The following is a 23997-nucleotide window of genomic DNA, read 5'->3' as shown; positions in this document are numbered from 1 at the left end:
GGTCAGACGGTGCCGTCGGCCGGGCGCTCGCCGGCCGAGCCTGGGGCGTCGGTGCCCGGGGTGCCGTCCGCGCCCGCGGGCCGGCGGATCTCCAGGATCGCCGGGCGGGCGAAGGTGACGACGACGCCCGGGGAGATCTCCAGGTCGACGGTGCTCTCGGCGAGCGCCGCGACGGTCCCGTGCAGGCCGCTGGTGGTCGTCACCGGCGTGCCGATGGTCAGCGACTCCTGGAGCTGCTGCGCCCGGGCCTGCATCGTCTTCCGCTGCCGGGCGGGCAGCACGAAGAGCAGCACGGCCAGCAGGGCCAGCATGATCAGGGGGAAGTACTCCACGACAGGTGTGCCTCTCTACCGCGCGATCTGCGCCGCGGTGGGTGCGGACCGAGTGGCCCGCTCGGGTGCGTCTGGTGCCATGTGCGTCTGGCCGGGGTCGTCTCGTGCGCGGCGCGCAGCGACCGGGCGGGACGCGCACGGCCGCGGCCTTCACGAATTGCGCGCCAGCGCCCCGCAGTCTAGGCGTCGAACAGCGTCTCGGCGGAAGCCCCCGCGACCAGTGGGTCTGCTGTGACTCGACCGAGTGGCACCCCGCCCTGCGGCACGGGGCGGCCCAGGTGGGCGAACGCCGCCTCGGTGGCCACCCGGCCGCGCGATGTGCGGGCCAACAGCCCGGCCCGGACGAGGAAGGGCTCGCAGACCTCCTCGACGGTGTGCGGCTCCTCCCCCACGGCCACCGCGAGGGTCGCGACGCCGACCGGGCCGCCGCCGAACTTGACGACCAGCGCCTCCAGGACGGCGCGGTCGAGCCGGTCCAGCCCGAGGTGGTCGACGTCGTAGAGCGCGAGCGCAGCCTCGGCGACCTCCCGGGTCACCCGACCGTCGGCCTCGACCTCCGCGTAGTCGCGGACCCGGCGCAGCAGCCGGTTGGCGATGCGCGGCGTGCCGCGGGAGCGACCGGCGATCTCCGCGGAGCCCTCGGGGGTCAGCTCGACGCCGAGCAGGTCGGCGCTGCGGGCCAGGACCCGCTGCAGCTCGGCCGGCTCGTAGAACTCCATCTGGCCGACGAAGCCGAACCGGTCGCGCAGCGGCCCGGTGAGCAGCCCGGCGCGCGTCGTGGCGCCGACCAGCGTGAAGGGGTTGATCTCCAGCGGGATCGCGGTGGCCCCGGGCCCCTTGCCGACGACGACGTCGACGCGGAAGTCCTCCATCGCCATGTAGAGCAGCTCTTCGGCCGGCCGGGCGATGCGGTGGATCTCGTCGATGAACAGCACGTCGCCCGGCGCGAGGTTGGACAGCATCGCGGCGAGGTCGCCGGAGCGCTCGATCGCCGGGCCGCTGGTGATCTTGACCGAGGTGCCCAGCTCCGAGCCGATGATCAGCGCGAGGCTGGTCTTGCCCAGCCCGGGCGGGCCGGACAGCAGCACGTGGTCCGGCGTCCGCCCCCGCCGCTTGGCGCCCTCGAGCACCAGCGCGAGCTGGCGGGCGACCTTGGGCTGGCCGATGAAGTCATGCAGCGAGTGCGGCCGCAGTGCGGACTCGACCACCCGCTCCTCGTCGCCGGCCTGCGGCGACACCGCCCACTCCTGGTCCGAGCCCGCGACCAGCTCACCGGTCAGCGACCGGTCGAACGGCGCGCTCATGCCCTACCGAGCAGCTGGAGCGCCTGCCGCAGCAGGACGGCGACCTCGACCGACCCGGTCGCCGCAATCTGCTCGTCGGCCACCGGCGCCAGCTGCAGCACCGCGCCGTCGGCCTCCCGCGCGCTCCAGCCCAGGCCCACCAGCGCGGAGGTGAGCTGGTCGCGCCAGGGCGCCACCGGCGTCACCGCGGGCAGCCCGGCGGCGGCCGGCGCGTCGAGCGAGGTGTCGGTGCTGGTCGAGCCCAGCCGGTCGCGCAGCTCCAGCACGAGCCGCTCGGCGCCCTTCTTGCCGATGCCCGGCACCTGCATGAGCGCCTTGAGGTCGCCCATCGACACCGCGCGGCGGATCTCCCGCGGCGGGTGGATGGCCAGCACCGCCTGGGCCAGCCGCGGGCCGACGCCGTTGGCGGTCTGGAGCAGCTCGAAGGTCTGCCGCTCGTCGTCGTCGGCGAAGCCGTAGAGGGTCAGCGAGTCCTCGCGCACGACGAGGCTGGTGGCCAGCCGGGCGCTCTCGCCGACCTGCAGCCGGGCGATCGTGCCGGGCGTGCACTGGACGGCGAGGCCGATGCCGCCGACCTCGACCACGGCGCCGTCGGGTCCCACGGCCGCGACCCGGCCGTTCACCGAGGCGATCATCGGGCCGCCGCCCCCTGCCAGCGGGGCAGCGTGCGCTGGACGACGGGCGCGCCGATGCCACCGGCCAGTGCGGCCGAGCGCAGCCGCTGCTGGGCCGGGCCGCGCCACGCGTGGCAGACCGCCAGGGCCAGCGCGTCGGCGGCGTCGGCCGGCTTGGGCGCCTCGGAGAGGCCGAGCACGCGGGTGACCATGAGGGTGACCTGCTCCTTGTCCGCGCGGCCGTTGCCGGAGATGGCCGCCTTGACCTCGCTGGGCGTGTGCCAGGCGACCGGCCGGTCGGCCTGGGCGGCCGCCAGCGCGGCGACGCCCGCGGCCTGCGCCGTGGCGTGCCCGGTGCCCTTGTTGTTCTGGGTGAAGACCCGCTCGACCGCGACGACGTCGGGCCGGTGCTCGCGCAGCAGCGCGGTGACCGCGGTGTGCAGCTCGAGCAGGCGCAGCTCCAGGTCCAGCTCCGGCAGGGTGCGGATCACGCCGACGCCGAGCGCGGTCGGGCGCGCACCGGGACGGCCCTCGACGACCCCCCACCCGCACCGGGTGAGGCCGGGGTCGATGCCGAGCACGCGCATGCAGCGCCTCCTGGTGCGAGCCGAACGGGTGTTCGACCCACGCTAACCGGAAGGACCGACGCCGGACGCCCGACACGCCCCGCTAGGCGTCGGCGGCGACCTTCTCCATGACGTCGTCGGGCACGTCGTAGTTGGCGTACACGTTCTGCACGTCGTCGAGGTCCTCGAGGGCGTCGATCAGCCGGAAGACCTTGGCCGCGCCGTCCTCGTCCAGCTCCACCTGCACGCTGGGCAGGAAGCCCATGTCGGCGGAGTCGTAGTCGATGCCGGCGTCCTGCAGGGCGGTGCGCACGGCGACCATGTCGCCGGGCTCGCTGACCACCTCGAAGGTGTCGCCGAGGTCGCGCACCTCCTCGGCGCCCGCGTCGAGCACGGCCATGAGCACGGTGTCCTCGTCCACGCCGTCGGCCTTGGGCACGACGACGACGCCCTTGCGGGAGAAGAGGTAGGACACCGACCCCGGGTCGGCCATCGAGCCCCCGTTGCGGGTCATGGCGGTGCGCACCTCCATGGCCGAGCGGTTCTTGTTGTCCGTCAGGCACTCGATCAGCACCGCGACGCCGCCGGCGGCGTACCCCTCGTAGGTGATGCCCTGGTAGTCGACACCGCCGGCCTCGGCACCGGAGCCGCGCTTGACGGCGCGGTCGATGTTGTCGTTGGGGACCGAGCTCTTCTTCGCCTTCTGGATGGCGTCGTAGAGCGTCGGGTTGCCGGCCGGGTCGCCCCCACCGGTGCGCGCGGCGACCTCGATGTTCTTGATCAGCTTGGCGAAGAGCTTGCCCCGCTTGGCGTCGATCCCGGCCTTCTTGTGCTTCGTCGTCGCCCACTTGGAGTGGCCACTCACGGCGTTCCCCTCTCGTCCCGGCACGGGCGCCGGCCTGGTCGGCCGGGCAACGGCGGACGGGGCCCGCGCGCGGTGCTGCACCCGGCGGTCCCCGCTCTGGTCGGGGACGGAAGTCGTCGGCCACCGGAGTGCCGGTGCGCCGGGGAGATCCTACCGTCGCGCTCCCGCACGGTGATCCGCCCGAGCCGGGGAGCGCTCCCCCGCCGCGGCGCGGGAGCTCCAGGTCAGCAGGCGCTCCAGGGGTCCGCGCCCCCGCGCCGCGCGCCAGGCCGCGGCCCCGACGAGGGCGGTCCCCGCGAACAGCAGCCAGGTGGCGGAGCCCCCTTCGCGCAACGGGTCCACCGTCCACAGCGCCCAGATCAGGACTATGTGCGCGCTGTAGACGGTGAGCGCCAGGGCCCCGACCGCCTCGAACGGCGCGGTCAGCACCGGCAGCAGATCGGCGAGCACCAGGCACACCCCGAGGACGGCGACGGCCACCCCGGTGGAGCCGACCACCTCGAACGGCGTCCCGCTGTGCGGCCACGCCCCCGAGAACCACGAGAGCTCCCACGTGCCCCGGTCGGCCGCGATGCCGGCGTCCAGCCCCTCGGCTGCCGCCGTACCGCCGCCGAACTCCCGGGCGCTCAGCCATCCCCCCCGCGTAGCCCGCCACCGCCGCGGCGCTGCCCCACCCCACCAGCCGGGCGCGCACGCCGGCGCGGCGCAGGTCCTGCCGCCCGATCGCCAGGCCCACGAGCACGAACACCCACCACAGCAGCGCCGGGTAGAACCCGGTCACGGTGAGCGCGACGAACGGCAGCTCCTCGTCGCCGTGGTCCACCGCGATCTGCCCGACCCCCACGATGACGGGGGGCGCGACCACGGTGAGCCCGGCAGCGAGCAGCAGCAGGCGGCGCGGGGACCAGCCGAGCACCGGCAGCGCCAGCACGAAGAGGACCGCGTACGCGCCGAGGATCACCGCGACGAAGGTGTCGAGCAGCTCCAGCAGGCCACCGATGAGGAAGATCCAGGCGGCCCGCACGAAGACGCGCACCCGGGCCCGCACCAGCGCGTCCCCGGTCGCCGGCTCGTGCCCGCCGGACAGCAGGGCGATGGAGACCCCCGCCAGGGTGGCGAAGAGGATCGACGGGCGGCCGTGCACGACCGCTCCCCAGGAGGAGGGCGACCAGCCCAGCCGGTCGTCCAGGCCCAGGTGGGCGCCGAACATGCCGAGGACGGCGAGGCCGCGGGCGAGGTCGATCCCCCCGATCCGCCCCGGGGCCTCCGGCGGCACGCCGGCTCAGGCCCCGCGGTGCCGGTCGGCGCCGACCAGCGTGCCGGTCAGCCGGTCGTCGATGTCGAAGAAGCGCGGCATGGGCCGCGACGCGTGCACCCGCAGGAGCCTGGTGAGCCGGCGGTGCCGCAGGGCCTGGGTGTCGCGCACCGCGTCGTTGTAGAAGCGCCGGGCCAGGACGACCCTCGTGCTGGTGCCCGCCAGGTCGGTCCGCAGCGAGACCGGCACCCCGACCAGGTCGGGCGGGAGCTCGCGGAGCTCGCGGCCGAGGGCGTTCTCGGCGACCTCCCGGTCGCCCCCGGCGGGGGCGCGGACCGCGGCGGCGACCGCGGCCAGCCGGGCGGCGCGCTCCTCGCCCAGGGCAGCGGGGTACTGCCGTGCCAGCTCCTCGGCCAGCCCGGCGCGGCGCTGCAGCTGCGTCTCCAGCGCGTTGCGTGCCCGGGCCACCCGTCCCTCGAGCCGGCGGAGCCGGGTGAGCGTCCAGCCGGTCCAGGCCACCAGCACGACGAGCACCGCTGCGGCGAGCAGCAGGAGGGCCTGGGCGGTCATGGGACTCACGCTAGCGGGGCACCCACCGCCTGCGGGAGGACCGCGGCCGCGAGGCGGTCGGCGGGATCGCCGGGAAGTCCTCGTGCTCCCCCGCGGTCACCGTTCCCCCACCGGCGGGGAGGACGGTCTCGTAGACGGCCAGGATCCGGCGGGCCAGCACCTGCCAGTCGTACTGCGCCGCGGCCGCCGAGCCGCGGGCGGAGAGCTCGGCCCGCCGTTCGCTGTCGCCGAGCACGTCGACCAGCGCCCGGGCCAGCGCGCCGGGGTCCCCGCGGCGGACCAGCACCCCGGCCGTCCCGTCCTCGAGCACGCGGGCGAAGGCGTCCAGGTCGCTGGCGACCACGGGCGCGCCGGCCGCCATCGCCTCGATCAGGATCACGCCGAAGGACTCGCCGAGCAGGTTCGGCGCGCAGTACACGTCCACCGAGCGCAGCAGCGCGGCCTTGTCGGCCTCGCTCACCTCGCCGAGCAGCGCGACGTGCGGCCGGAGGTCCTCGCCGATCAGCGCGCTCACCGCGTCGGCGTTCCCGCGCCCGGCGATCAGCAGCCGGGCCCCCGGGTGGGTGGCGACGACGGTGCGCAGGGCCTCCAGCAGCACCGGCAGGCCCTTGCGCGGCTCGTCGAAGCGGCCGACGAACCCGATCGTGGGGCCGTCGCCGCGGATCGCCGCCGGCAACGTCGGGCCGTCGGCGAAGAAGCCCACGTGCACGCCGTTCGGGATGATCACCGCGTCGCCGCCCAGGTGCTCGACCTGCACCCGGCGGGCGAAGTCGGAGACCGCGATCCGGCCGCTGATCCGCTCCAGCCACGGGCGCACGACCGGCCCCCAGGCGGCCAGCCACTTGGAGCGGGTCGTCGCGGTGTGGAAGGTGGCGACGATGGGCCCGGTGGCGATCATGCAGACCAGCAGCGACACCGACGGGGGCGCTGGTTCGTGCACGTGGACGACGTCGAAGCGCCCGTCCCGCAGCCAGCGGCGGACCCGGGCGGCCGACACCGGTCCGAACTGCACGCTGGCCATCGAGCCGTTGTAGGGCACCGGCACGGTGCGGCCGGCGAAGGTGATGAACGGGTCGTCGATGGACTCCTCGCGCTCGGCGGGGGTCAGCACCTCCACGTGGTGGCCCAGCCCGCGCAGCGTCTCGGCCAGGTCCCGCACGTGGTACTGCACCCCGCCGGGCACGTCCCACTGGTAGGGGCAGACCAGGCCGATGCGCATCAGACCCGGACCTCCCGGGAGGCCCCGGCCCGCTGCGCGGCGGGCGGGTCGGGTGGCACGTCCGCCCAGATCCGGCCGAGCATGTGCCAGTCCTCGGGCTGGGTCGCGATCGTGGCGGTGAAGGCGTCGGCCACCCCCTGCATGGCGGCCGCGACCCGGTCCTTGAGCCGGCCCGGGCCCTGCACCGGCACCTCCGGGTGGACGCAGACCCGCCAGCCGGACGGGGTGAACTGGCAGACCGCCGGCACGAGGGCCGCGCCGGTGCGCTCGGCGAGCAGCGCGGCACCCGACGGCATGGTGGCCGGTCGGCCGAAGAAGGAGACGGGGACGCCGCCGGCACCGAGGTTCCGGTCGACGAGCAGGCAGGCGACGCCGGCGTCGGCCAGCCAGTCGCGCAGCACCTCGGAGCTGGGCCGTTCGCCGCCGGTCAGCGGCACCACCCGGAAGCCGAGCGTCTCGCGGTACTCCAGGAAGCGCCGGTACAGGGACTCGGGCCTGAGCCGCTCGGCGACGGTCATGAACGGGCCGCCGAGCCAGTCGACGAACCACGCGCCGGCGGCGTCCCAGTTGCCGCTGTGCGGGAGGGCGACGATGACGCCGCGCCCCTCGGCGCGGGCCCGGGCGATGTGCTCGATCCCGGGCAGCACGCTGTCGCGGCGGATCCGGTCGGCGGTCAGGGTCGGCAGCCGGAACGCCTCCTGCCAGTACCGGGCGTAGGAGCTCATGGCCCGCCCGGTCAGCTCGTCGAGGTCGCTCTCGGACAGGGTGCCGCCGGTGGCCACCCGGAGGTTCGCGCGCAGCTGGCGCACGCCCTTCCCGTCGCGCCCGGCCGCCCAGCGCCCGGCCCGGTCGAAGGCGCCGCGGGCCCACGGCTCGGGCAGCATCCGGACCACGCGCCAGCCGGCCCCGTAACCCGCGTCGGTGAGGCCGGCCAGCAGCCGCTCGCGGGCGCCGCTCACGGCTCGATCCGGCGTCCGGCGGCGGACCGCTTCACCGCCAGCACGCGCTGCCCGACGGTCACCGCGCTGCCGGCCAGCAGCACCCACAGGGCCACGTGCACGGCGTACGGGATGCCCAGGCCGGTGAAGCCCGTGCCGGTGAGCACCAGGATCAGCCGCTCGGTGCGCTCGACGATCCCGACGTCGCAGGACAACCCCATGCCCTCCGCGCGGGCCTTGATGTAGCTGGTGAGGACGCCGAGAACCAGGCAGAGCAGGGCCAGCAGGACGAGCAGCCGGTTGTCGCCCTCCCCCGAGTACCACCAGACGAGGGCGCCGAAGATCGCGGCGTCGGCCGCCCGGTCGCCCACGGAGTCGAGGACCGCGCCGAACACCGAGCCGCCCCCGCGCAGGCGGGCCAGCGCGCCGTCGAGCATGTCGAGCAGCACGAACAGCGTGACCGTGAAGGCACCCCAGAAGAGGTGCCCCGTGCCGATCAGGAGGACCGCGCCCAGGACCGCACCCACCGTGCCGGTGACGGTGACCGCGTCCGGCGTGACCCCGGCCCGGTTCAGCCGGGACACGACCGGCTTGACGACCTTCGCGACGGCGGGGCGCGCGTTGACGCCGAGCACTACGCCTCCTCGCCCTCGGGCACGCGCGCGGGCCACGCCGCGGCCAGCAGCGCCCGGGTCTCACGCAGCACCTGCGGCAGCACGCGGGTGAGCCCGACGACCGGCATGAAGTTGGTGTCGCCGCCCCAGCGCGGCACGGCGTGCTGGTGCAGGTGGTCGGCGATGCCGGCCCCGGCGACCGAGCCCTGGTTCATCCCGATGTTGAAGCCGTGCGCCCCGGCCACCGTGCGCACGACCCGCATCGCCGTCTGGGTGAAGGCGCCGAGCTCCGCGACCTCCTCGGCGGTGAGGTCGGTGTAGTCGGGCACGTGGCGGTACGGCACGACCATCAGGTGCCCGGCGTTGTACGGGTACAGGTTGAGGACGGCGAAGACCGTCGTCCCCCGGGCCACGACCAGGCCCTCCTCGTCGGTCATCGTGGGGATGACGCAGAACGGGCAGTCGTGCGCGCCGGTCGGCTTGCCCTCGCCGCGGATGTAGGCCATCCGGTAGGGCGTCCACAGGTGCTGGAAGACGGTGGCCGGGCCACCGTCGTCGGAGGAGACGGCGATCCGGTAGGGCTCATCGCCCCCGGCCCACCCGGGTCCGTCGAGGGGCGCGCTCATCCGGCCACCTGCGGGGTCTCCGCGGTCGGGTCGGCGTTGTGCCGCGCGGCGATCCACGCCTCGACCTGGGCGACGGCGTCGTCGACCGGCACCCCGTTGCGCTGGGAGCCGTCGCGGTAGCGGAAGGAGACCGCGCCCGCCTCGGCGTCGGTGGCCCCGGCGATGAGGACGAACGGCACCTTCTGCTTGCTGGCGGTGCGGATCTTCTTCTGCATCCGGTCGTCGGAGTCGTCGATCTCCACCCGGATGCCGCGCGCCCTCAGCTTCAGCGCGACGTCGCGCAGGTAGGGCACCTGGTCGTCGGTGACCGGGATGCCGACGACCTGCACCGGGGCCAGCCAGGCCGGGAAGGCGCCGGCGTAGTGCTCGGTGAGGACGCCGAAGAAGCGCTCGATCGAGCCGAACTTCGCCGAGTGGATCATCACCGGCTGCGCGCGGCCGCCCTCGGGCGTCGTGTACTCCAGGCCGAACCGGGCCGGCTGGTTGAAGTCGTACTGGATGGTCGACATCTGCCAGGTGCGGCCGATGGCGTCCTTGGCCTGGACGGAGATCTTCGGGCCGTAGAAGGCGGCACCGCCCGGGTCGGGGACGAGCTCCAGCCCGGTCTCCTTCGCCGCGTCCTCGAGGACCTGCGTGGCGACCGCCCACTCCTCGTCGGAGCCGATGAACTTGCCCTGCTTGTCCGGGTCGTCGCCGCGGGTGGACAGCTCGAGGTAGTACTCGTCCAGGCCGAAGTCGCGCAGCAGGCCGAGCACGAACGCCAGCAGGTGCCGGATCTCGCCCGGCGCCTGCTCCGGGGTGACGTAGCTGTGCGAGTCGTCCTGGGTCAGCCCGCGTACCCGGGTCAGGCCGTGCACGACGCCGGACTTCTCGTACCGGTAGACGGTGCCGAACTCGAAGAACCGCAGCGGCAGCTCGCGGTAGGACCGCCCGCGCGACCGGAAGATCAGGTTGTGCATGGGGCAGTTCATGGCCTTGAGCCGGTACTCGCTGTTCTCCAGCTCCATGCCGGGGAACATCGTGTCCGCGTAGTACGGCAGGTGGCCGGAGGTCTCGAACACCCCGCTCTTGGTGATGTGCGGGGTGCCGACGTAGTCGAAGCCCTCCTCGATGTGCCGACGGCGGACGTAGTCCTCCATCTCCCGCTTGATCACCCCGCCCTTGGGGTGGAAGACGGCCAGGCCCGAGCCGATCTCGTCGGGGAAGCTGAACAGGTCCAGCTCGACCCCCAGCCGGCGGTGGTCGCGGCGCTCGGCCTCGGCCAGGTGCTCCAGGTACGCCTTGTGCGCGTCCTTGCTCTCCCAGGCGGTGCCGTAGATGCGCTGCAGCTGGGGGTTCTTCTCGCTCCCCCGCCAGTAGGCCGCGGCGGACCGGGTCAGGCTGAACGCCGGGATGCTGCTCGTCCGCGGCAGGTGCGGACCCCGGCACAGGTCGGTCCACACCCGCTCCCCGGACCGCGGGTCGAGGTTGTCGTACATCGTCAGCTGCGCCCCGCCGACCTCGACGGAGGCACCCTCGGCGGCGTCGGATGCGCCGCCCTTGAGCCCGATCAGCTCGAGCTTGTACGGCTCGTGCGCCAGCTCGCCCTTCGCGTCGTCGTCGCTGATCTCGCGCCGGGCGAAGTGCTGACCGGCCCGGACGATCTCCTGCATCCGCTTCTCGAGCGCCTTGAGGTCCTCGGGCGTGAACGGGCGCTCGGGGTCGAAGTCGTAGTAGAAGCCGTTCTCGACCGGCGGGCCGATGCCCAGCCGGGTGCCGGGGAACAGGTCCTGCACCGCCTGCGCGAGCACGTGCGCGGTGGAGTGCCGGATGACCGCGCGGCCGTCCTCGCTGGAGGCGGCGACCGCCTCCACCTCGGCGTCGGAGTCGGGCACCCACGCCAGGTCCTTGAGGTCGCCGGAGGCCACGTCGCGGACGACGACGGCGCCGTCGGGTCCCTTGAGCGGGACGCCGGCCGCCTTGAGCGCGTCCGCGGCAGTCGTCCCGGCCGGCACCCGGACGGGACCGACGGCGGTGGGCGAGGGCTGCGTGGGCACGGGGACGCTCCAGGGATCAGGCGGGCAGACGCCCCGAGCCTAGTGCGCGCCGGGCTCAGTCCCGGACGACGTCCAGCCCGGCGGCCACCGCGCCCCGCCGGTCGAGGACCTCGAAGATCCGCGACCAGCTCACCGGATCGGCCGGCACCACCTGGACCCCGGTGCCGATCTCGATGCGCAGCGGCACCGCCTCGGCGTGCGCCACCGCGAACCGGCCGTCGTCCCCGCGGGTGAAGGTGAAGCGGGCGGCGACGGAGTCCTCGGTCGGGTACCCCTCGGTCGCGTGCTCGGCGACGTGGTTGCCCAGGCCGTAGGCCACCCACTTCCCGTCGATCCGCTCGAACGGCTGCACCACGTGCGCGTGGTGGCCCAGCACGAGGTCGACGTCGGGCGACGCGAGCAGCGCCCGGACCGCCGCCACCTGCGTCTCGGTCGGGTCGTTCCGGTACTCCTGGCAGCAGTGCAGGCTGGCGACGACGACGTCGGCTCCCGCCGCCCGCGCCCGCCCGGCCGCGGCCAGGACCCCCTCGACGTCCGGGACCGCGGCCACGTCGACCGACCACTCCCGCCCGGGCGGCAGCGGCACCCCGTTGAGGCTGAAGGTGGCGGCGACGTGCCCGACCGTGACCCCGCCGACGTCGACCAGCACCGGCTCCTGACCCTCGGCCTGGCTGCGGTAGGTGCCCGCGTGCGCGATCCCGGCCGCGTCGAGCGCGTCCAGCGTGCGGGTGAGCCCCTCGAAGCCGTCGTCCAGCGAGTGGTTGGACGCGGTGGAGCACAGGTCGTAGCCCGCGCCGGCGAGCGCGTCGACGATCTCCGGCTGGACGGCGAAGCTCGGGTAGCCGCGGTACGGGCCGCCCTCCGGCGCGACCGGCGTCTCCAGGTGGCAGATCGCCAGGTCGGCGTCGCCGATGATCCCGGAGACGGGGGCGAACACGCCGCTGAAGTCGTAGGACCCGTCGGGCCGCTGCGCCCCGTCGGTGAGCCGGCGTCCCTGGTGGACGAGCACGTCCCCCGTCGCCACGAGCGTGAAGCTCTCCGGCTCCGGCGGCGCCGTCGCGGTCGCCCGGGGGTCGGGCGCCGGGGCCGGGTTCTCCGGCGTCCCCGGCTCCGCGCCGCAGGCGGCGGTCAGGAGCACGGCCGCCGCGGCGGCCACCCAGCGGCGCACGACCGGCAGGCTAGAGCAGGACGGCGTCCCCGACGGTGATCTCGCCGGGCTGTCGCACCTCGGCGTAGACGCCCAGGCAGTGCTTGGGCGTGCGGGTGACCACCAGCTCGGCGGTCCCGATCCGCACGGTGCGCCCCACCCACGTGCGCTCGTCGTCGTCGGGCAGGTCGAGCACGACGTTGGCCCGCGGGTCCTCGGCCGAGCACCCCTCGGGGACGTCGCCGGCCCCGGCTCGGTCGATCGCCTGCCGGGAGACCAGGTGCACGGCGGCGGCGTCGGCGCCGGACCCCTCCACCGCGCGCAGCCGCACGGGGCGACCCAGCACCGCGGTGGCGGCGCGCTCGTCGGCCGCCGGGTCGCCGGTCGGCGCGACGCCGGTGAGTCCCGGGGCGTGTTTGCTCCGCACCACCTCGTCCGTGGTGGCGTCCACGAGGGTCCAGGCCCGGTCGCCCTCGGGGCCGGTGGGCGTCAGCCGCACCCGCTCCCGTGCCGCGCCGGCCATCGACTTGACCGGGTAGATCCAGATGCCCGCCACCGTGCCGTCGGTCGTCACGGCTCGACCCTAGGCCGGGACCGCGGCACCGCCGCCCCGGCGGCGGAGCCGGCGCAGCTGGGCGTCCAGGTACGGCCGTGCCCGCCGCTGACCGCCCTCCCGGGCGATGGCACCGGCCAGCGCGGTGAGCGCCCGCGCCAGGCGGGGCTCGTCGGGCGACCAGCCGCGTCGGTCGCACTCCTCCAGCCACTCCACGGGGCCGCGGTGGCCGCGCTCGGAGTTGCACCTCCGGCAGGCCGCGACCTCGTTCTCCAGCCAGGACGGGCCGCCCTTGACCCGGGGCACGACGTGCTCCCGCGTCGGCGGCACCAGGGGACCGAACGCCCGGCCGCACCAGATGCAGGTGGCGCCGTCCCGGTCGACGGCGGAGCGGAGGCGCTGCGCGCGACCGGGCTGCGTTCCCACCCTGCCCATGGTCCCCCGTTCCGGCCGACGACGCCGGTGCTCCGCATCCCGGATCGCCGGAACCCGGCCACGAGCACCACCACCTGGACGACGAGAGCGATGAGATCGAGCGGCCGCACAGGTCACAGCCCACGAGCGCGGGGAGCCGACCGTCGCGCCGCGACCCGGAGGGATCCCGCATGGCCAAGCTCATCTACTCGATGGTGACCTCGCTGGACGGCTACGCCGAGGCGACCGAGGGCGACCTCGGCTGGGGCGCCGCCGACGACGAGGAGGTGCACACCTTCATCGGCGACACCTTCCGGCACGTGGGCACGTACCTCTACGGCCGGCGCATGTACGAGACGATGGTCTTCTGGGAGACGGCGCACGAGCTGCCCGACGCCCCGCCGTTCGTCGTGCAGTACGCGCGGGACTGGCAGGCGGCCGAGAAGGTCGTCTACTCCACGACGCTGGACCAGGTGTCGAGCGAGCGGACCAGGCTCGAGCGGAGCTTCGACCCGGAGGCGGTCCGCCGGCTGAAGGACGGGTCCGGCTCCGACCTCACCGTGGACGGACCGACCCTGGCCGCCCAGGCGATCCGGGCCGGGCTGGTGGACGAGTACCACCTGTTCCTCACCACGAGCGTCGTCGGCGGCGGCAAGCGCTTCTTCCCCGACGGGGTGCGCCTGGACCTCGAGCTGGTCGAGGAGCGGGCCTTCGCCAGCGGCCTGCTCTACGCGCGGTACCGGACGCGCTGAGCCGCCCCCGGACGTCGCGGCCGCAACACGGCGAAGGGCCGGGCCCCCGTTTCCCGGGAGCCCGGCCCTTCCGTGCGGGTGGGCGATACTGGGTTCGAACCAGTGACCTCTTCGGTGTGAACGAAGCGCTCTACCACTGAGCCAATCGCCCGGTGCGTCGTCGATTGTGCCAGATGCTCACCGCCAGAGCGGCACCCACCCCGGCACCCATCCGGGAACACCGAGCAGGTGCAGGGTCACCACCAGGACGCCGTAGACGAAGGCCGCGGTCAGCAGCCCGATCAGCACCCGCACCCAGATCGGCTGCGTGCTGACCCAGTCGGTCCAGCGCTTGACGTGCTTCCGGGTGAACTCCAGCAGCCGCTCGGCCCAGGTGAACTCCGACGCCAGGACGAACAGCCCGGCGATGACCGTGAGCCAGCCCGGCCCGGGGAGCGGGATGGTCGCCAGGCCCACGGCGACGATCAGGCCGCCGACGACACCGACCGCCACCCGGTACCCGTGGTTGACGCTGCGCCGCGCGGCCAGCCGGCGACGCCAGGCGGTGTCGGCCACGCGCTCGCGCAGGCTGCGGACGTCGTCCTCGTCGTACCGGGCGATCCGTTCGTCACGGGTCTCCCGGTGCCGCTCGGGCGCCGTCGTCTCCGGTCCGTTCAGCCTCGTCACCCGCCCGGTCGTGCTCGTGCCGTCGGGACGACGGCCTGCCCCGCAGCCTACGGGGCCGCGTGGGGCCGCCGGGGCTGCTGTTCCCCCGTCCGGGAGGAACCCGCGTGATCCCGTTTCCGAACCCCCATCGGCGGACACATAGGGAGGCGTGACCGAGAACCGTGGCGGCTGGTACGTGTGTGACAGGAGTGACGAACCACGTCACTTCCCGACCGGGACGTCGTTGACCTGACATGGCCAGCCGATGGACTCCCGGGCACACCTCGCCGATCACGCTGCAGCTCATCGGGCCGCAGTCGTGGACCGAGGTGCCGGCGCTGCTCTGCTACGAGATCTCCGACCCCTACGCCGTCCGGATCGCCTTCGGTGACCTCGGCGAGGACGACGCCGCCGCGGACGACGGCATCGCGTGGCTGGTGAGCCGCGAGCTCCTCCGCGCCGGCCTGGACGCCCCGGCCGGCGAGGGTGATGTGCGCATCTGGCCGGCGCACGCGGCCGCCGACGTCCTGTTCCTGCACCTGCGCGCACCCTCGGGTGAGGCGCTGTTCGAGCTGTCCCGCGCCACCGTCGCCGGGTTCCTCCGGCAGACCGAGGCGATGGTGCCCTCGGGGACGGAGAGCGACCTGCTCGCCCTCGACGACGAGCTGCACGCCCTGCTGTCCAACGGCGGAACGGACCCGTCGGGGCGCTGACCTGGGGAAACAGGCCTGACACCCCCTCCGGGGACCCCCCCTCGCAAGCCCCGGATCGGGTCAGGTAATGTTCTCCCTGCAACGCGGACGTGGCTCAGTTGGTAGAGCATCACCTTGCCAAGGTGAGGGTCGCGGGTTCGAATCCCGTCGTCCGCTCGGAACCTCGGGCGCTGATCGAGAGATCAGCGCCCGCGTGCGGTGGAGTGGCCGAGAGGCGAGGCAACGGCCTGCAAAGCCGTCTACACGGGTTCAAATCCCGTCTCCACCTCGTTCTCCCCCGCGGAGCACGAGCGCGGAGGAGGGACCGGTCGCGAGACCGGGCCGGGCGATTGGCGCAGCGGTAGCGCGCTTCCCTGACACGGAAGAGGTCACTGGTTCGATCCCAGTATCGCCCACAACGAGAACCCCAGGACGCCGATCCGGCGCCTGGGGTTCTGCCGTTCCGGGAGTCGCTAGCCGTTGAGCGGCAGCTGGGCCCGGACCCCCTCCCGGTCCACCCGTGTGGCGAAGCCCACCGACCGCAGCGCCGCGAGAGCGCCGCGGTTGCCGGGAGCCGTGTCGGCCACGACCCGTCGGGCGCCGGCCGCCCTCGCCCGGTCGACCACGAGACCGAGGGCCTCGGCGCCCAGACCGCGGCCGCGGGCGTCGCGCGCGAGCCAGAGCCCCACCTCCACGACGCCCGGCTCGGCCAGGCGCCGGAGCCGGGCGCCGCCGACGACCCGCGCCCGACCGGCGACCTCCACGACCGCCCAGGTGGCCTCTGCCGCCGGGCCGTCCAGCCCGGGACGGCGGTCGCGGTGGAACGCGCGCAGCCACTCCACCCGCTCGGGCGTCCACCCCTCCCCCGGCGTCACGGCCGGGGTGACCTCGTCGGCCGCGGCACCGTCGAGCGCTGCCGCCACGAGCTGGTCGAGCAGCGCCTCGCCGACCGGCTGCAGCTCGACCCGTGCGGGATCAGCCACGGGCCGGCTCGACCCGTTCCACCCAGAACCGGTCGACCTGGGCGGCGAGCTCCTCGGGGGTGCCGGTGTTGTCCAGGACGACGTCGGCGACGGCGCGGCGCTGCTCGTCGGTCGCCTGCGCGCCGATGCGGGCGCGCGCGTCGTCCTCGGTCAAGCCCCGGCCCACGAGGCGCGCCACCCGCGTCTCCGTGTCGGCCTCGACGACGAGCACTAGGTCGTAGGAGGCCGCCTGGCCGGTCTCGACCAGCAGGGGGACGTCGTTGACCACGACGGCGCCGTCCGGGACCTCCGCGAGCAGCTCAGCGGACCGGGCGCGCACCAGCGGGTGGACCAGGGCGTCCAGCCGGGCCCGCGCCTGCGGGTCGGCGAAGACGAGCGCGGCCAGGGCGGGCCGGTCGAGGGCGCCGTCGGCGGTCAGCACCCCGTCGCCGAACGCGTCGACGACCGCGGCCAGACCCGGGGTGCCGGGTGCCACCACCTCGCGGGCGATGCGGTCGGCGTCGATCAGGACGGCGCCCCGCTCGACGAGCAGCTTCGCCACCGTGCTCTTGCCCGAGCCGATCCCACCGGTCAGTCCGATCCGCAGCATGCACGGACAGTAGCGAGCCGACGCCGGTGTTGGTCACGAAGAGATAACACGGGTGCGTGTCGACCGGCGCGTCGCACCAGTCACACGAGTCCCACCGATAACGTCCGTCCCGGCGAACTTCCCCGCCGAGAGAGGCAGAACCGAACCATGTCCGTTGCCACGTCCGCCGGTACCCCGTCGACCCGTGCTGCCCGCCGTGGCGCCGGCCGGCACCGGCTCGGCACGCCCACCGGGGTGCGCTGCACCGACATCCCGGCCGTCCGCGAGCGCATGGCGTTCCAGCGCCCCGCTCCGGCCCCCCGCAACTCGTTCCTGCGCTGGCTCTTCCAGGCCCCGCCGACCGGCCGGCACACCTGGACCTTCCTGGCCGGCAACGGCGGCCGCCCGCGCACCGCGTTCGCCATCATCCTCAGCCTGTAGCAGGGCAGCCTCCCCTCGCAGGGAACGCGAGAGGCCCCGCGGACCAGTGGTCCGCGGGGCCTCTCGCGCGTCTCGCGGGAGACGCGCCCACCTCGACCTCGCGGTGTCGTAGCGAGGTGCGCGGTCGACGGCGAGGCCGACCACCGCACCGCGAGGGCAGGGATGCACCGGAGGGCAGGCCCGCGCCGCGAGGACGAGCAGGGAGCCGGCGCGCCCGGCCCGGCAACGCCGGAGGCCCAGGACCACGTGGGTCCTGGGCCTCCGGTGTGTCCAGCGCTCAGGCGTTCAGCGCCGAGCTACCTGCTCACTCGCCGCCGGCGAGCTTGGCGCGCAGGGCGGCCAGGGCCTCGTCGCTGGCCAGCGTGCCGCCACCGGTCGCGGCGGCGTCGCCACCGGCCGGAGCGTCGCCGCTGGTGTAGTTGCCACCGGCCGCAGCCTCGGCGTCGGCCTCCTTGGCCGCCGCGATCTGCTTGCGGTGCGCCTCGAAGCGGGCCTGGGCCTCGGCGTACTGCCGCTCCCACGTCTCGCGGGCCTCGTCGTAGCCCTCGAGCCACTCGCCGGTCTCCGGGTCGAAGCCCTCGGGGTAGATGTAGTTGCCCTGCTCGTCGTACGAGGCCGACATGCCGTAGGCGGCCGGGTCGAACTGCTCCTCGTCGCCGATGACGCCCTCGTTGGCCTGCTTGAGCGAGAGCGAGATGCGGCGGCGGTCCAGGTCGATGTCGATGACCTTGACCAGGATCTCGTCGCCGACCTGCACGACCTGCTCGGGGATCTCCACGTGGCGCTCGGCCAGCTCGGAGATGTGCACCAGGCCCTCGATGCCCTCGTCGACGCGCACGAACGCACCGAAGGGGACGAGCTTGGTGACCTTGCCCGGCACGACCTGACCGATCTGGTGCGTGCGGGCGAACTGGCGCCACGGGTCCTCCTGCGTCGCCTTCAGCGACAGGGAGACGCGCTCGCGGTCCAGGTCGACGTCGAGGACCTCGACGGTGACCTCCTGGCCCACCTCGACGACCTCGGACGGGTGGTCGATGTGCTTCCAGGACAGCTCGGAGACGTGCACGAGGCCGTCCACGCCGCCCAGGTCGACGAACGCACCGAAGTTGACGATCGAGGAGACGACGCCGGTCCGGACCTGACCCTTGGCGAGCTTGTTGAGGAACTCGCTGCGGACCTCGGACTGGGTCTGCTCCAGCCACTGGCGGCGGGAGAGGACGACGTTGTTGCGGTTCTTGTCGAGCTCGATGATCTTGGCCTCGAGCTCGCGGCCCACGTAGGGCTGCAGGTCGCGGACGCGGCGCATCTCGACCAGCGAGGCCGGGAGGAACCCGCGCAGACCGATGTCCAGGATGAGGCCACCCTTGACGACCTCGATGACGGTGCCGGTGACGACCTCGTCGGCTTCCTTCTTCGCCTCGATCGTGCCCCAGGCGCGCTCGTACTGGGCGCGCTTCTTGGACAGGATCAGACGGCCTTCCTTGTCCTCCTTCTGGAGAACCAGGGCTTCCACCTCGTCGCCGACCTTGACGACCTCGTTCGGGTCGACGTCGTGCTTGATGGAGAGCTCGCGCGAGGGGATGACGCCCTCGGTCTTGTAGCCGATGTCCAGCAGCACCTCGTCCCGGTCGACCTTGACGATGACGCCCTCGACGATGTCGCCATCGTTGAAGTACTTGATCGTGGCGTCGATGGCGGCGAGGAAGTCCTCGGCGCTGCCGATGTCGTTGACGGCGACCTGGGGGGTGCTGGAAGGACGGACCTGGGTGGAGGTCATGTGGTTGGTTGCTCCGGACGGTTTATGCGTAGGGACAGGACTGCCCGCGACCCTGCGGCCGCGGGGATGATCAGCGGGGAGAGCCGGCTCTGGCGTTCCGTGTGGGGAAAACCACGACAGACCTCTGGCGCATTCCCCATGGTACGGACGTCCGGACCACCGGGTCCACCTGGGTCCGGCACGTCGGTCCCGCGCTGCGGCGTGTCACCATCGGCGCGTCATGAGCCGACCGCCCTCCTCCTCCCCCGGCCTGCCGCTGGGCAGCGACGGGTACCCCGCCGCGGGCGGCGTCGCCCGCCGGCCGGCGGGTCAGGCCGAGTCCGCGCGCGCCAACCGGCTCTGGTGGGACGCGGCCGCGCCGGCCTACCTGGCCGAGCACGGCACCGACCTGGGTGACGCCGACTTCCTGTGGTGCCCGGAGGGTCTCCGCGAGGCCGACGCGCACCTGCTCGGCGACGTCGCGGGGCGCCGGGTGCTGGAGATCGGCTGCGGGTCCGCACCGTGCGCCCGCTGGCTGGCCCGCCACGGTGCCGACGTCGTCGCGCTCGACGTCTCGGGCGGGATGCTCGCCCGGGCGGCGGAGCTGAACCGGGCGACCGGCATCCCGGTCCCGCTGCTGCAGGCCGACGCCGGCGCGCTGCCGCTGGTGTCGTCGTCGGTCGACGCGGCGTGCTCGGCGTTCGGCGGTCTCCCGTTCCTCGCCGACGCGCAGGCGGTGCTCGCCGAGGTGGCGCGCGTGCTGCGGCCCGGCGGGCGGTTCGTCGCCTCGGTGAACCACCCGTTCCGCTGGCCGTTCCCCGACTCCCCCGACCCCGAGGACCTGCAGGTCACCTCGTCCTACTTCGACCGGCGGCCCTACGTGGAGACCGACGGCTCGGGGCGCACCGTCTACGTCGAGCACCACCGCACGGTCGGCGACTGGGTGCGCGCCGTCGTGGGCGCCGGCCTCCTGCTCACCGACCTGCTCGAGCCGGAGTGGACACCGGGACGCACGCAGAACTGGGGCCAGTGGTCCCCCGAGCGCGGCGCCCTGGTCCCCGGCACGCTCATCCTGGTCGCGGAGCGGCCGGCGTAACGAACAGGAGCGGCCTCGCCCCAGGGGCCCGCCCTGAGCTCGCGAAGGGTGGGGAGGGGCGAGGTCCTTCTTCAGTGGGCGGCTTCGTCCCACGTCCGGCCGAAGCCGACCGAGACCTCCAGCGGCACCGACAGCTGGGCGGCGCCGGCCATCTCCCGGCGGACCAGCGTCTCCAGGGCGTCCTTCTCCCCCGGCGCCACCTCGAGCACGAGCTCGTCGTGCACCTGCAGCAGCATCCGCGAGCGCAGCCCCTCGGCCTCGATCGCCTTCTCCACGTTCAGCATGGCGACCTTGATGACGTCGGCCGCCGAGCCCTGGATGGGGGCGTTGAGGGCCATCCGCTCGGCCATCTCGCGGCGCTGCCGGTTGTCGCTGGTCAGGTCGGGCAGGTACCGGCGCCGGCCCAGCGTCGTCTCGGTGTAACCGGTCATCCGCGCCTCGTCGACCACGCCGTCGAGGTAGTCGCGGATCCCGCCGAAGCGCTCGAAGTAGGCGTGCATCTGCCCCCGCGCCTCCTCCGGCGTGATCCGCAGCTGCTGCGAGAGCCCGTAGGCCGACAACCCGTAGGCCAGGCCGTAGCTCATCGCCTTGATCCGGCGGCGCATCTCCGGGTCGACCTGGTCGATCGGGATGTCGAACGCCCGCGAGGCGACGAACGAGTGCAGGTCCTCCCCCGACATGAAGGCCTCGATCAGGCCCTCGTCGCCGGAGAGGTGCGCCATGATCCGCATCTCGATCTGGCTGTAGTCGGCGGTCATCAGCGACTCGTAGCCCTGCCCGACCACGAACGCCTGGCGGATCCGGCGGCCCTCGGCGGTGCGGATCGGGATGTTCTGCAGGTTCGGGTCGGTCGAGGAGAGCCGGCCGGTGGCCGCGACGGTCTGCTGGAACGTGGTGTGGATCCGCCCGGCGTCGTCGACCATCGGGATCAGGCCGTCGATGACCGTGCGCAGCCGGGTCACGTCGCGGTGCCGCAGCAGGTGCTCGAGGAACGGATGGCCGGTCTGGGCGAGCAGGCTGGTCAGCGCCTCGGCGTCGGTGGTGTAGCCGGTCTTGTTCTTCTTGGTCTTGGGCAGGCCCAGCTCGTCGAAGAGCACCGTCTGCAGCTGCTTGGGCGAACCGAGGTTCACCTCGCGGCCGATGACGGCGTAGCACTCGGCCGCCGCGGCGGCGACGCCCTCGGCGAACTCCTTCTGCAGCTCGTGCAGGAAGTCGAGGTCCGCCGCGATGCCGCGGTACTCCATGGCGGCCAGCACCCGGGTCAGCGGCAGCTCGATCTGGCCGAGGAGCGCATCGCCGCCGCGCTGGCCGAGCACCTGCTCCAGCGCGTCCGACAGGTCGTTGACGGCCACGGCCTTGAGCACGTCGGCCTTCGCCGCCTCCGCGGCCAGGTCCTCGTCGCTGGGGCCCAGCCCGTCCAGGGTGAGCTGGCCCTCGGCCTCCGCGGCGTCCTTGAGCTCGCGGCGCAGGTAGCGGACGGCGAGGTCGCCGAGGTCGAACGAGCGCTGACCGGGCAGCGCCAGGTAGGCGGCCAGCGCGGTGTCGCTGACCAGCCCGGCCAGCTCCCAGCCGCGCGCCCAGATCGCCAGCAGCGGGCCCTTGACCTCGTGCACGACCTTGGGCCGGTCGGCGTCGGCGAGCCAGGCGGCCAGCGCCTGCTCGTCGGCCACCTCGAGATCGGGACCCAGGTCGACGAACGCCGTGTGGTCGTCGGCGGCGGCCAGCGCGAGGCCGGTCAGCTCACCGGTGCCCCGACCCCAGGTGCCCCGGAAGATGACGCCGGTGTGCCCGGTGCGGGCGTGCGCGTCGAGCCACTCCCCCAGCCCGCCGGCCGGGACGTCGTCGACCGTGACGTCGAAGCCGCCCTCGACCTCGGGCTCGGCGCTGGTCAGCGTGGCGAACAGCCGGTCGCGCAGCACGCGGAACTGCAGGTTGTCGAAGAGGGTGTGCACCTCGTTGCGGTCCCACGGCTGGACGGCGAGGTCCTGGGGGCCCACCTCCAGCGGCACGGCGCGGTCGAGCTCGGTGAGCCGGCGGTTCTGCAGCACCGAGGAGAGGTGCTCACGCAGCTTCTCGCCGACCTTGCCCTTGACGGTGTCGACCTGGTCGACCAGCGCGTCGAGCGAGCCGTACTCGCGCACCCACTTGGCCGCGGTCTTCTCGCCCACGCTCGGGATGCTGGGGAGGTTGTCGCTCGGGTCGCCGCGCAGCGCCGCGAAGTCGGGGTACTGCGCCGGCGTCAGGTTGTACTTGGCCTCGACCTCCGCCGGCGTGAACCGGGTCATGTCGGAGACGCCCTTGCGCGGGTAGAGCACCGTGACGTGCTCGTTGACCAGCTGGAGCGCGTCGCGGTCACCGGTCGCGATGAGCACGTCCATGCCCTGCTCGACCGCCTGGACGGTGAGCGTGGCGATGACGTCGTCGGCCTCGTAGCCCTCCGCGGTGATGACCGGGACGCGGAGCGCGCCCAGCACCTCCTGGACGAGGCTGACCTGGCCGCGGAAGTCGGTGGGGCTCTCCGAGCGGTTGGCCTTGTACTCGGCGTAGATCTCGCTGCGGAAGGTCTTGCGGCCCACGTCGAAGGCGACCGCCAGGTGGGTCGGCTGCTCGTCGCGCAGGATGTTGATCAGCATCGAGGTGAAGCCGTACACCGCGTTGGTCGGCTGCCCCGTCGTCGTCGAGAAGTTCTCGACCGGCAGGGCGAAGAACGCCCGGTAGGCCAGCGAGTGGCCGTCGAGCAGCAGCAGCCGCGGGCGGGTGCCCGTGCTGGCGGGGACGGCGGGCGCGGAGGTGGAGACCGGAGCGGACATCGCCGCCAGCTTAGGTCCGGGCACCGACAGCCGGGACGCCCCGGCCGGTGGCTACGGTGCCCGGGTGACCACTCCTCCCCCTGACTGGCTGCCCGACGGCATGCGCAGCCCGCTGGACGACAAGCTGGGCGTGCGGATCGTCGACTACGACCCCGACCGGCTGGTCGCCACGATGCCCGTGGCCGGCAACGAGCAGCCCTTCGGTCTGCTCCACGGCGGCGCCACCTGCACGCTCGTGGAGACCATCGGCTCGGTGGCCGCGGCGCTGGGCGCCGGTCCGGACAAGCAGGTCGTGGGGATCGAGCTCAACGCCAGCTACCTGCGGGCCGCGACGTCGGGCACGGTGACCGCGGTGTGCACCCCCGTCCGGCGGGGGCGGTCGCTGTCGACGTTCCTCATCGACATCACCGACGACCAGGGCAACCGGACGGCGACCGCCCGGCTGACCTGCATGACGCTCAGCCCGAAGCGGTAGCCGACCGCGCCGGCGGCACCGGCCGCCGGCGCGCGGCCGGCAGGACCCGCCGCGGCTGCGGGACCGGCAGCCAGCTGCGCCGCCACGACGCCAGGGTCCGGCCCAGCGTCTCGACGGCGACGATCCGCCGCGTGGTCAGCGGCGCGAAGCCCATCCGGGCGAGGAAGCGCTGCCGCTCCGCCTCGTGCCCACCGACCGCGGCCACCACGTGCGCGGCGCCCACGCGCGAGGCGTGCTCGGCCGCGGCCGCCAGCAGGGCAGCACCGGCACCGCGACGGCGGTGCTCCCGGTGCACGACCAGGTTGTCGACGGTCACCTGCGGCACGCCGAGGACGACCGAGAGCGGGTCGACGCCCAGCACGGCCAGTCCCACGGCCACCTCGGCGGTGTCCGCCCCGCCGTCGGCCGCGCTCGGACCGGGGAGGACCGCCAGCACCACCTCGTGGTGCGGATCGGCCAGCAGCCTCCGGAACCCCGCGGCGGCGGCGGCGCCGGGCACCTGGCCGGTCAGCACCTCCTCCGCGTGGGCGTCGGCGCGGTGCTGGCGCACGAGCGCCAGCACGGCGGGCAGGTCGTCAGGACGCGCGGTGCGCGTGACGACGCGGGAACGCGGTGCGGACCCTGGCACGGGTGCCTCCCCCTGGAGCGGTGAGCGCAGGGTGCACCCACCGCTCCGGGGAGGAGCGAGCGGCGCGCCGACCCGTGTGACGCACGGGACGGGCGCGG

26 protein-coding genes, 4 tRNA genes and 1 pseudogene are annotated in these 23997 nt (G+C 74.0%); 8 read left to right on the top strand and 23 right to left on the bottom strand.

The annotated features are described in order from the left end of the window. Window positions 1-2: 2 nt before the first annotated feature. From yajC to DQ241_RS15250, 16 genes and pseudogenes are all read right to left on the bottom strand, one after another. Window positions 3-332 (bottom strand): preprotein translocase subunit YajC, encoded by a 330-nt coding sequence (gene yajC, locus DQ241_RS15325; protein WP_113831050.1) that lies wholly within the window; start codon window positions 330-332, stop codon window positions 3-5. A 179-nt stretch (window positions 333-511) separates the two neighbouring features. Continuing rightward, window positions 512-1636 (bottom strand): Holliday junction branch migration DNA helicase RuvB, encoded by a 1125-nt coding sequence (ruvB, locus tag DQ241_RS15320; protein WP_199584589.1) that lies wholly within the window; start codon window positions 1634-1636, stop codon window positions 512-514. Further along, on the bottom strand, window positions 1633-2259 hold the full coding sequence (ruvA, locus tag DQ241_RS15315) for a Holliday junction branch migration protein RuvA (RefSeq protein WP_233492461.1): 627 nt from the start codon (window positions 2257-2259) through the stop codon (window positions 1633-1635). The genes ruvB and ruvA overlap by 4 nt, the downstream gene beginning before the upstream one ends. 8 nt (window positions 2260-2267) lie before the next feature. Beyond that, the gene (gene ruvC, locus DQ241_RS15310; protein WP_113831048.1) at window positions 2268-2837 is read right to left on the bottom strand and encodes a crossover junction endodeoxyribonuclease RuvC; all 570 of its coding nucleotides are present in this window, start codon (window positions 2835-2837) and stop codon (window positions 2268-2270) included. Between the two features lie 82 nt (window positions 2838-2919). Next, window positions 2920-3681 (bottom strand): YebC/PmpR family DNA-binding transcriptional regulator, encoded by a 762-nt coding sequence (locus DQ241_RS15305; RefSeq protein ID WP_113831047.1) that lies wholly within the window; start codon window positions 3679-3681, stop codon window positions 2920-2922. Window positions 3682-3831: 150 nt separating this feature from the next. Continuing rightward, window positions 3832-4179 carry a hypothetical protein gene (locus tag DQ241_RS15300; RefSeq protein WP_113831046.1) on the bottom strand — a complete coding sequence of 116 codons (348 nt, stop codon included), beginning with the start codon at window positions 4177-4179 and terminating at the stop codon, window positions 3832-3834. Window positions 4180-4387: 208 nt separating this feature from the next. After that, window positions 4388-4957, bottom strand: a pseudogene (locus DQ241_RS21470) (heparan-alpha-glucosaminide N-acetyltransferase domain-containing protein); the annotation flags it as partial. 6 nt (window positions 4958-4963) lie between these two features. Next, entirely contained in the window at window positions 4964-5506 is a 543-nt protein-coding gene (locus DQ241_RS15290) for a hypothetical protein (protein ID WP_113831045.1), read from the bottom strand. Between the two features lie 10 nt (window positions 5507-5516). Further along, a complete protein-coding gene (locus DQ241_RS15285) occupies window positions 5517-6725 on the bottom strand; it encodes a glycosyltransferase family 4 protein (RefSeq protein WP_113831044.1) in 1209 nt (402 codons plus the stop codon). Then, a complete protein-coding gene (locus tag DQ241_RS15280) occupies window positions 6725-7684 on the bottom strand; it encodes a phosphatidylinositol mannoside acyltransferase (protein ID WP_113831043.1) in 960 nt (319 codons plus the stop codon). The genes DQ241_RS15285 and DQ241_RS15280 overlap by 1 nt, the downstream gene beginning before the upstream one ends. Further along, window positions 7681-8298: a phosphatidylinositol phosphate synthase gene (gene pgsA / locus DQ241_RS15275; RefSeq protein WP_113831042.1), complete on the bottom strand. Its 618-nt coding sequence runs from the start codon at window positions 8296-8298 to the stop codon at window positions 7681-7683. Before pgsA ends, DQ241_RS15280 begins: the two co-directional genes overlap by 4 nt. Continuing rightward, window positions 8298-8903: an HIT domain-containing protein gene (locus DQ241_RS15270; protein WP_233492460.1), complete on the bottom strand. Its 606-nt coding sequence runs from the start codon at window positions 8901-8903 to the stop codon at window positions 8298-8300. The genes pgsA and DQ241_RS15270 overlap by 1 nt, the downstream gene beginning before the upstream one ends. Next, window positions 8900-10939, bottom strand: coding sequence for a threonine--tRNA ligase (thrS, locus tag DQ241_RS15265; protein WP_113831041.1), 2040 nt, complete (start codon window positions 10937-10939; stop codon window positions 8900-8902). Before thrS ends, DQ241_RS15270 begins: the two co-directional genes overlap by 4 nt. A gap of 55 nt (window positions 10940-10994) precedes the next feature. After that, complete coding sequence (locus DQ241_RS15260; RefSeq protein WP_233492459.1) at window positions 10995-12107, bottom strand: CapA family protein; 1113 nt, start codon at window positions 12105-12107, stop codon at window positions 10995-10997. Window positions 12108-12117: 10 nt separating this feature from the next. Next, on the bottom strand, window positions 12118-12660 hold the full coding sequence (locus DQ241_RS15255; protein WP_113831039.1) for an MOSC N-terminal beta barrel domain-containing protein: 543 nt from the start codon (window positions 12658-12660) through the stop codon (window positions 12118-12120). Between the two features lie 9 nt (window positions 12661-12669). Continuing rightward, window positions 12670-13074, bottom strand: a complete 405-nt coding sequence (locus DQ241_RS15250) for an HNH endonuclease (protein ID WP_113831038.1) — start codon at window positions 13072-13074, stop codon at window positions 12670-12672. A 170-nt stretch (window positions 13075-13244) separates the two neighbouring features. Here DQ241_RS15250 and DQ241_RS15245 point away from each other — a divergent pair, with 170 nt between their 5' ends. Further along, entirely contained in the window at window positions 13245-13805 is a 561-nt protein-coding gene (locus DQ241_RS15245) for a dihydrofolate reductase family protein (protein WP_113831037.1), read from the top strand. 79 nt (window positions 13806-13884) lie between these two features. On the opposite strand, the gene DQ241_RS15240 is transcribed toward DQ241_RS15245, so the two are convergent. Together DQ241_RS15240 and DQ241_RS15235 are read right to left on the bottom strand one after the other, a co-directional pair. Then, a tRNA-Val gene (locus DQ241_RS15240) sits at window positions 13885-13956 on the bottom strand. Between the two features lie 26 nt (window positions 13957-13982). Next, window positions 13983-14471 (bottom strand): TIGR02611 family protein, encoded by a 489-nt coding sequence (locus tag DQ241_RS15235; RefSeq protein WP_233492457.1) that lies wholly within the window; start codon window positions 14469-14471, stop codon window positions 13983-13985. Between the two features lie 233 nt (window positions 14472-14704). On the opposite strand from DQ241_RS15235, the gene DQ241_RS15230 reads away from it, so the two are divergent. The 4 genes from DQ241_RS15230 to DQ241_RS15215 all read left to right on the top strand — a co-directional run bounded on the left by DQ241_RS15230 (window position 14705) and on the right by DQ241_RS15215 (window position 15558). After that, on the top strand, window positions 14705-15163 hold the full coding sequence (locus tag DQ241_RS15230) for an SsgA family sporulation/cell division regulator (RefSeq protein ID WP_113831036.1): 459 nt from the start codon (window positions 14705-14707) through the stop codon (window positions 15161-15163). Window positions 15164-15246: 83 nt separating this feature from the next. Next, window positions 15247-15319 (top strand) — tRNA-Gly (locus DQ241_RS15225). 41 nt (window positions 15320-15360) lie between these two features. Next, window positions 15361-15431: transfer RNA gene (locus tag DQ241_RS15220), tRNA-Cys, on the top strand. A 55-nt stretch (window positions 15432-15486) separates the two neighbouring features. Beyond that, window positions 15487-15558 (top strand) — tRNA-Val (locus DQ241_RS15215). Between the two features lie 57 nt (window positions 15559-15615). On the opposite strand, the gene DQ241_RS15210 is transcribed toward DQ241_RS15215, so the two are convergent. Then, window positions 15616-16125, bottom strand: a complete 510-nt coding sequence (locus DQ241_RS15210; protein WP_233492456.1) for a GNAT family N-acetyltransferase — start codon at window positions 16123-16125, stop codon at window positions 15616-15618. Then, window positions 16118-16714 (bottom strand): dephospho-CoA kinase, encoded by a 597-nt coding sequence (gene coaE / locus DQ241_RS15205; protein WP_113831035.1) that lies wholly within the window; start codon window positions 16712-16714, stop codon window positions 16118-16120. The genes DQ241_RS15210 and coaE overlap by 8 nt, the downstream gene beginning before the upstream one ends. 147 nt (window positions 16715-16861) lie before the next feature. On the opposite strand from coaE, the gene DQ241_RS15200 reads away from it, so the two are divergent. Beyond that, the gene (locus DQ241_RS15200) at window positions 16862-17134 is read left to right on the top strand and encodes a hypothetical protein (protein WP_113831034.1); all 273 of its coding nucleotides are present in this window, start codon (window positions 16862-16864) and stop codon (window positions 17132-17134) included. Window positions 17135-17438: 304 nt separating this feature from the next. Here the strand turns inward: DQ241_RS15200 and rpsA are convergent, their stop codons facing one another. Beyond that, window positions 17439-18911: a 30S ribosomal protein S1 gene (gene rpsA / locus DQ241_RS15195; RefSeq protein WP_113831033.1), complete on the bottom strand. Its 1473-nt coding sequence runs from the start codon at window positions 18909-18911 to the stop codon at window positions 17439-17441. Between the two features lie 220 nt (window positions 18912-19131). On the opposite strand from rpsA, the gene DQ241_RS15190 reads away from it, so the two are divergent. Further along, entirely contained in the window at window positions 19132-19986 is an 855-nt protein-coding gene (locus DQ241_RS15190) for a class I SAM-dependent methyltransferase (protein WP_113831032.1), read from the top strand. Between the two features lie 71 nt (window positions 19987-20057). On the opposite strand, the gene polA is transcribed toward DQ241_RS15190, so the two are convergent. Then, window positions 20058-22796: a DNA polymerase I gene (gene polA, locus DQ241_RS15185; protein WP_113831031.1), complete on the bottom strand. Its 2739-nt coding sequence runs from the start codon at window positions 22794-22796 to the stop codon at window positions 20058-20060. 64 nt (window positions 22797-22860) lie between these two features. Here polA and DQ241_RS15180 point away from each other — a divergent pair, with 64 nt between their 5' ends. Next, on the top strand, window positions 22861-23271 hold the full coding sequence (locus DQ241_RS15180) for a PaaI family thioesterase (RefSeq protein ID WP_113831198.1): 411 nt from the start codon (window positions 22861-22863) through the stop codon (window positions 23269-23271). On the opposite strand, the gene DQ241_RS15175 is transcribed toward DQ241_RS15180, so the two are convergent. Beyond that, window positions 23255-23899, bottom strand: coding sequence for a GNAT family N-acetyltransferase (locus DQ241_RS15175; protein ID WP_158545943.1), 645 nt, complete (start codon window positions 23897-23899; stop codon window positions 23255-23257). The genes DQ241_RS15180 and DQ241_RS15175 overlap by 17 nt on opposite strands. Window positions 23900-23997 lie beyond the last annotated feature (98 nt).

It is taken from the genome of Blastococcus sp. TF02A-30 (assembly GCF_003319185.1).
Classification (GTDB): Bacteria; Actinomycetota; Actinomycetes; order Mycobacteriales; family Geodermatophilaceae; genus Blastococcus.
The sequence above is the reverse complement of the archived record's forward strand: the minus strand, read 5'-3'. Positions and strand labels throughout refer to the sequence as shown.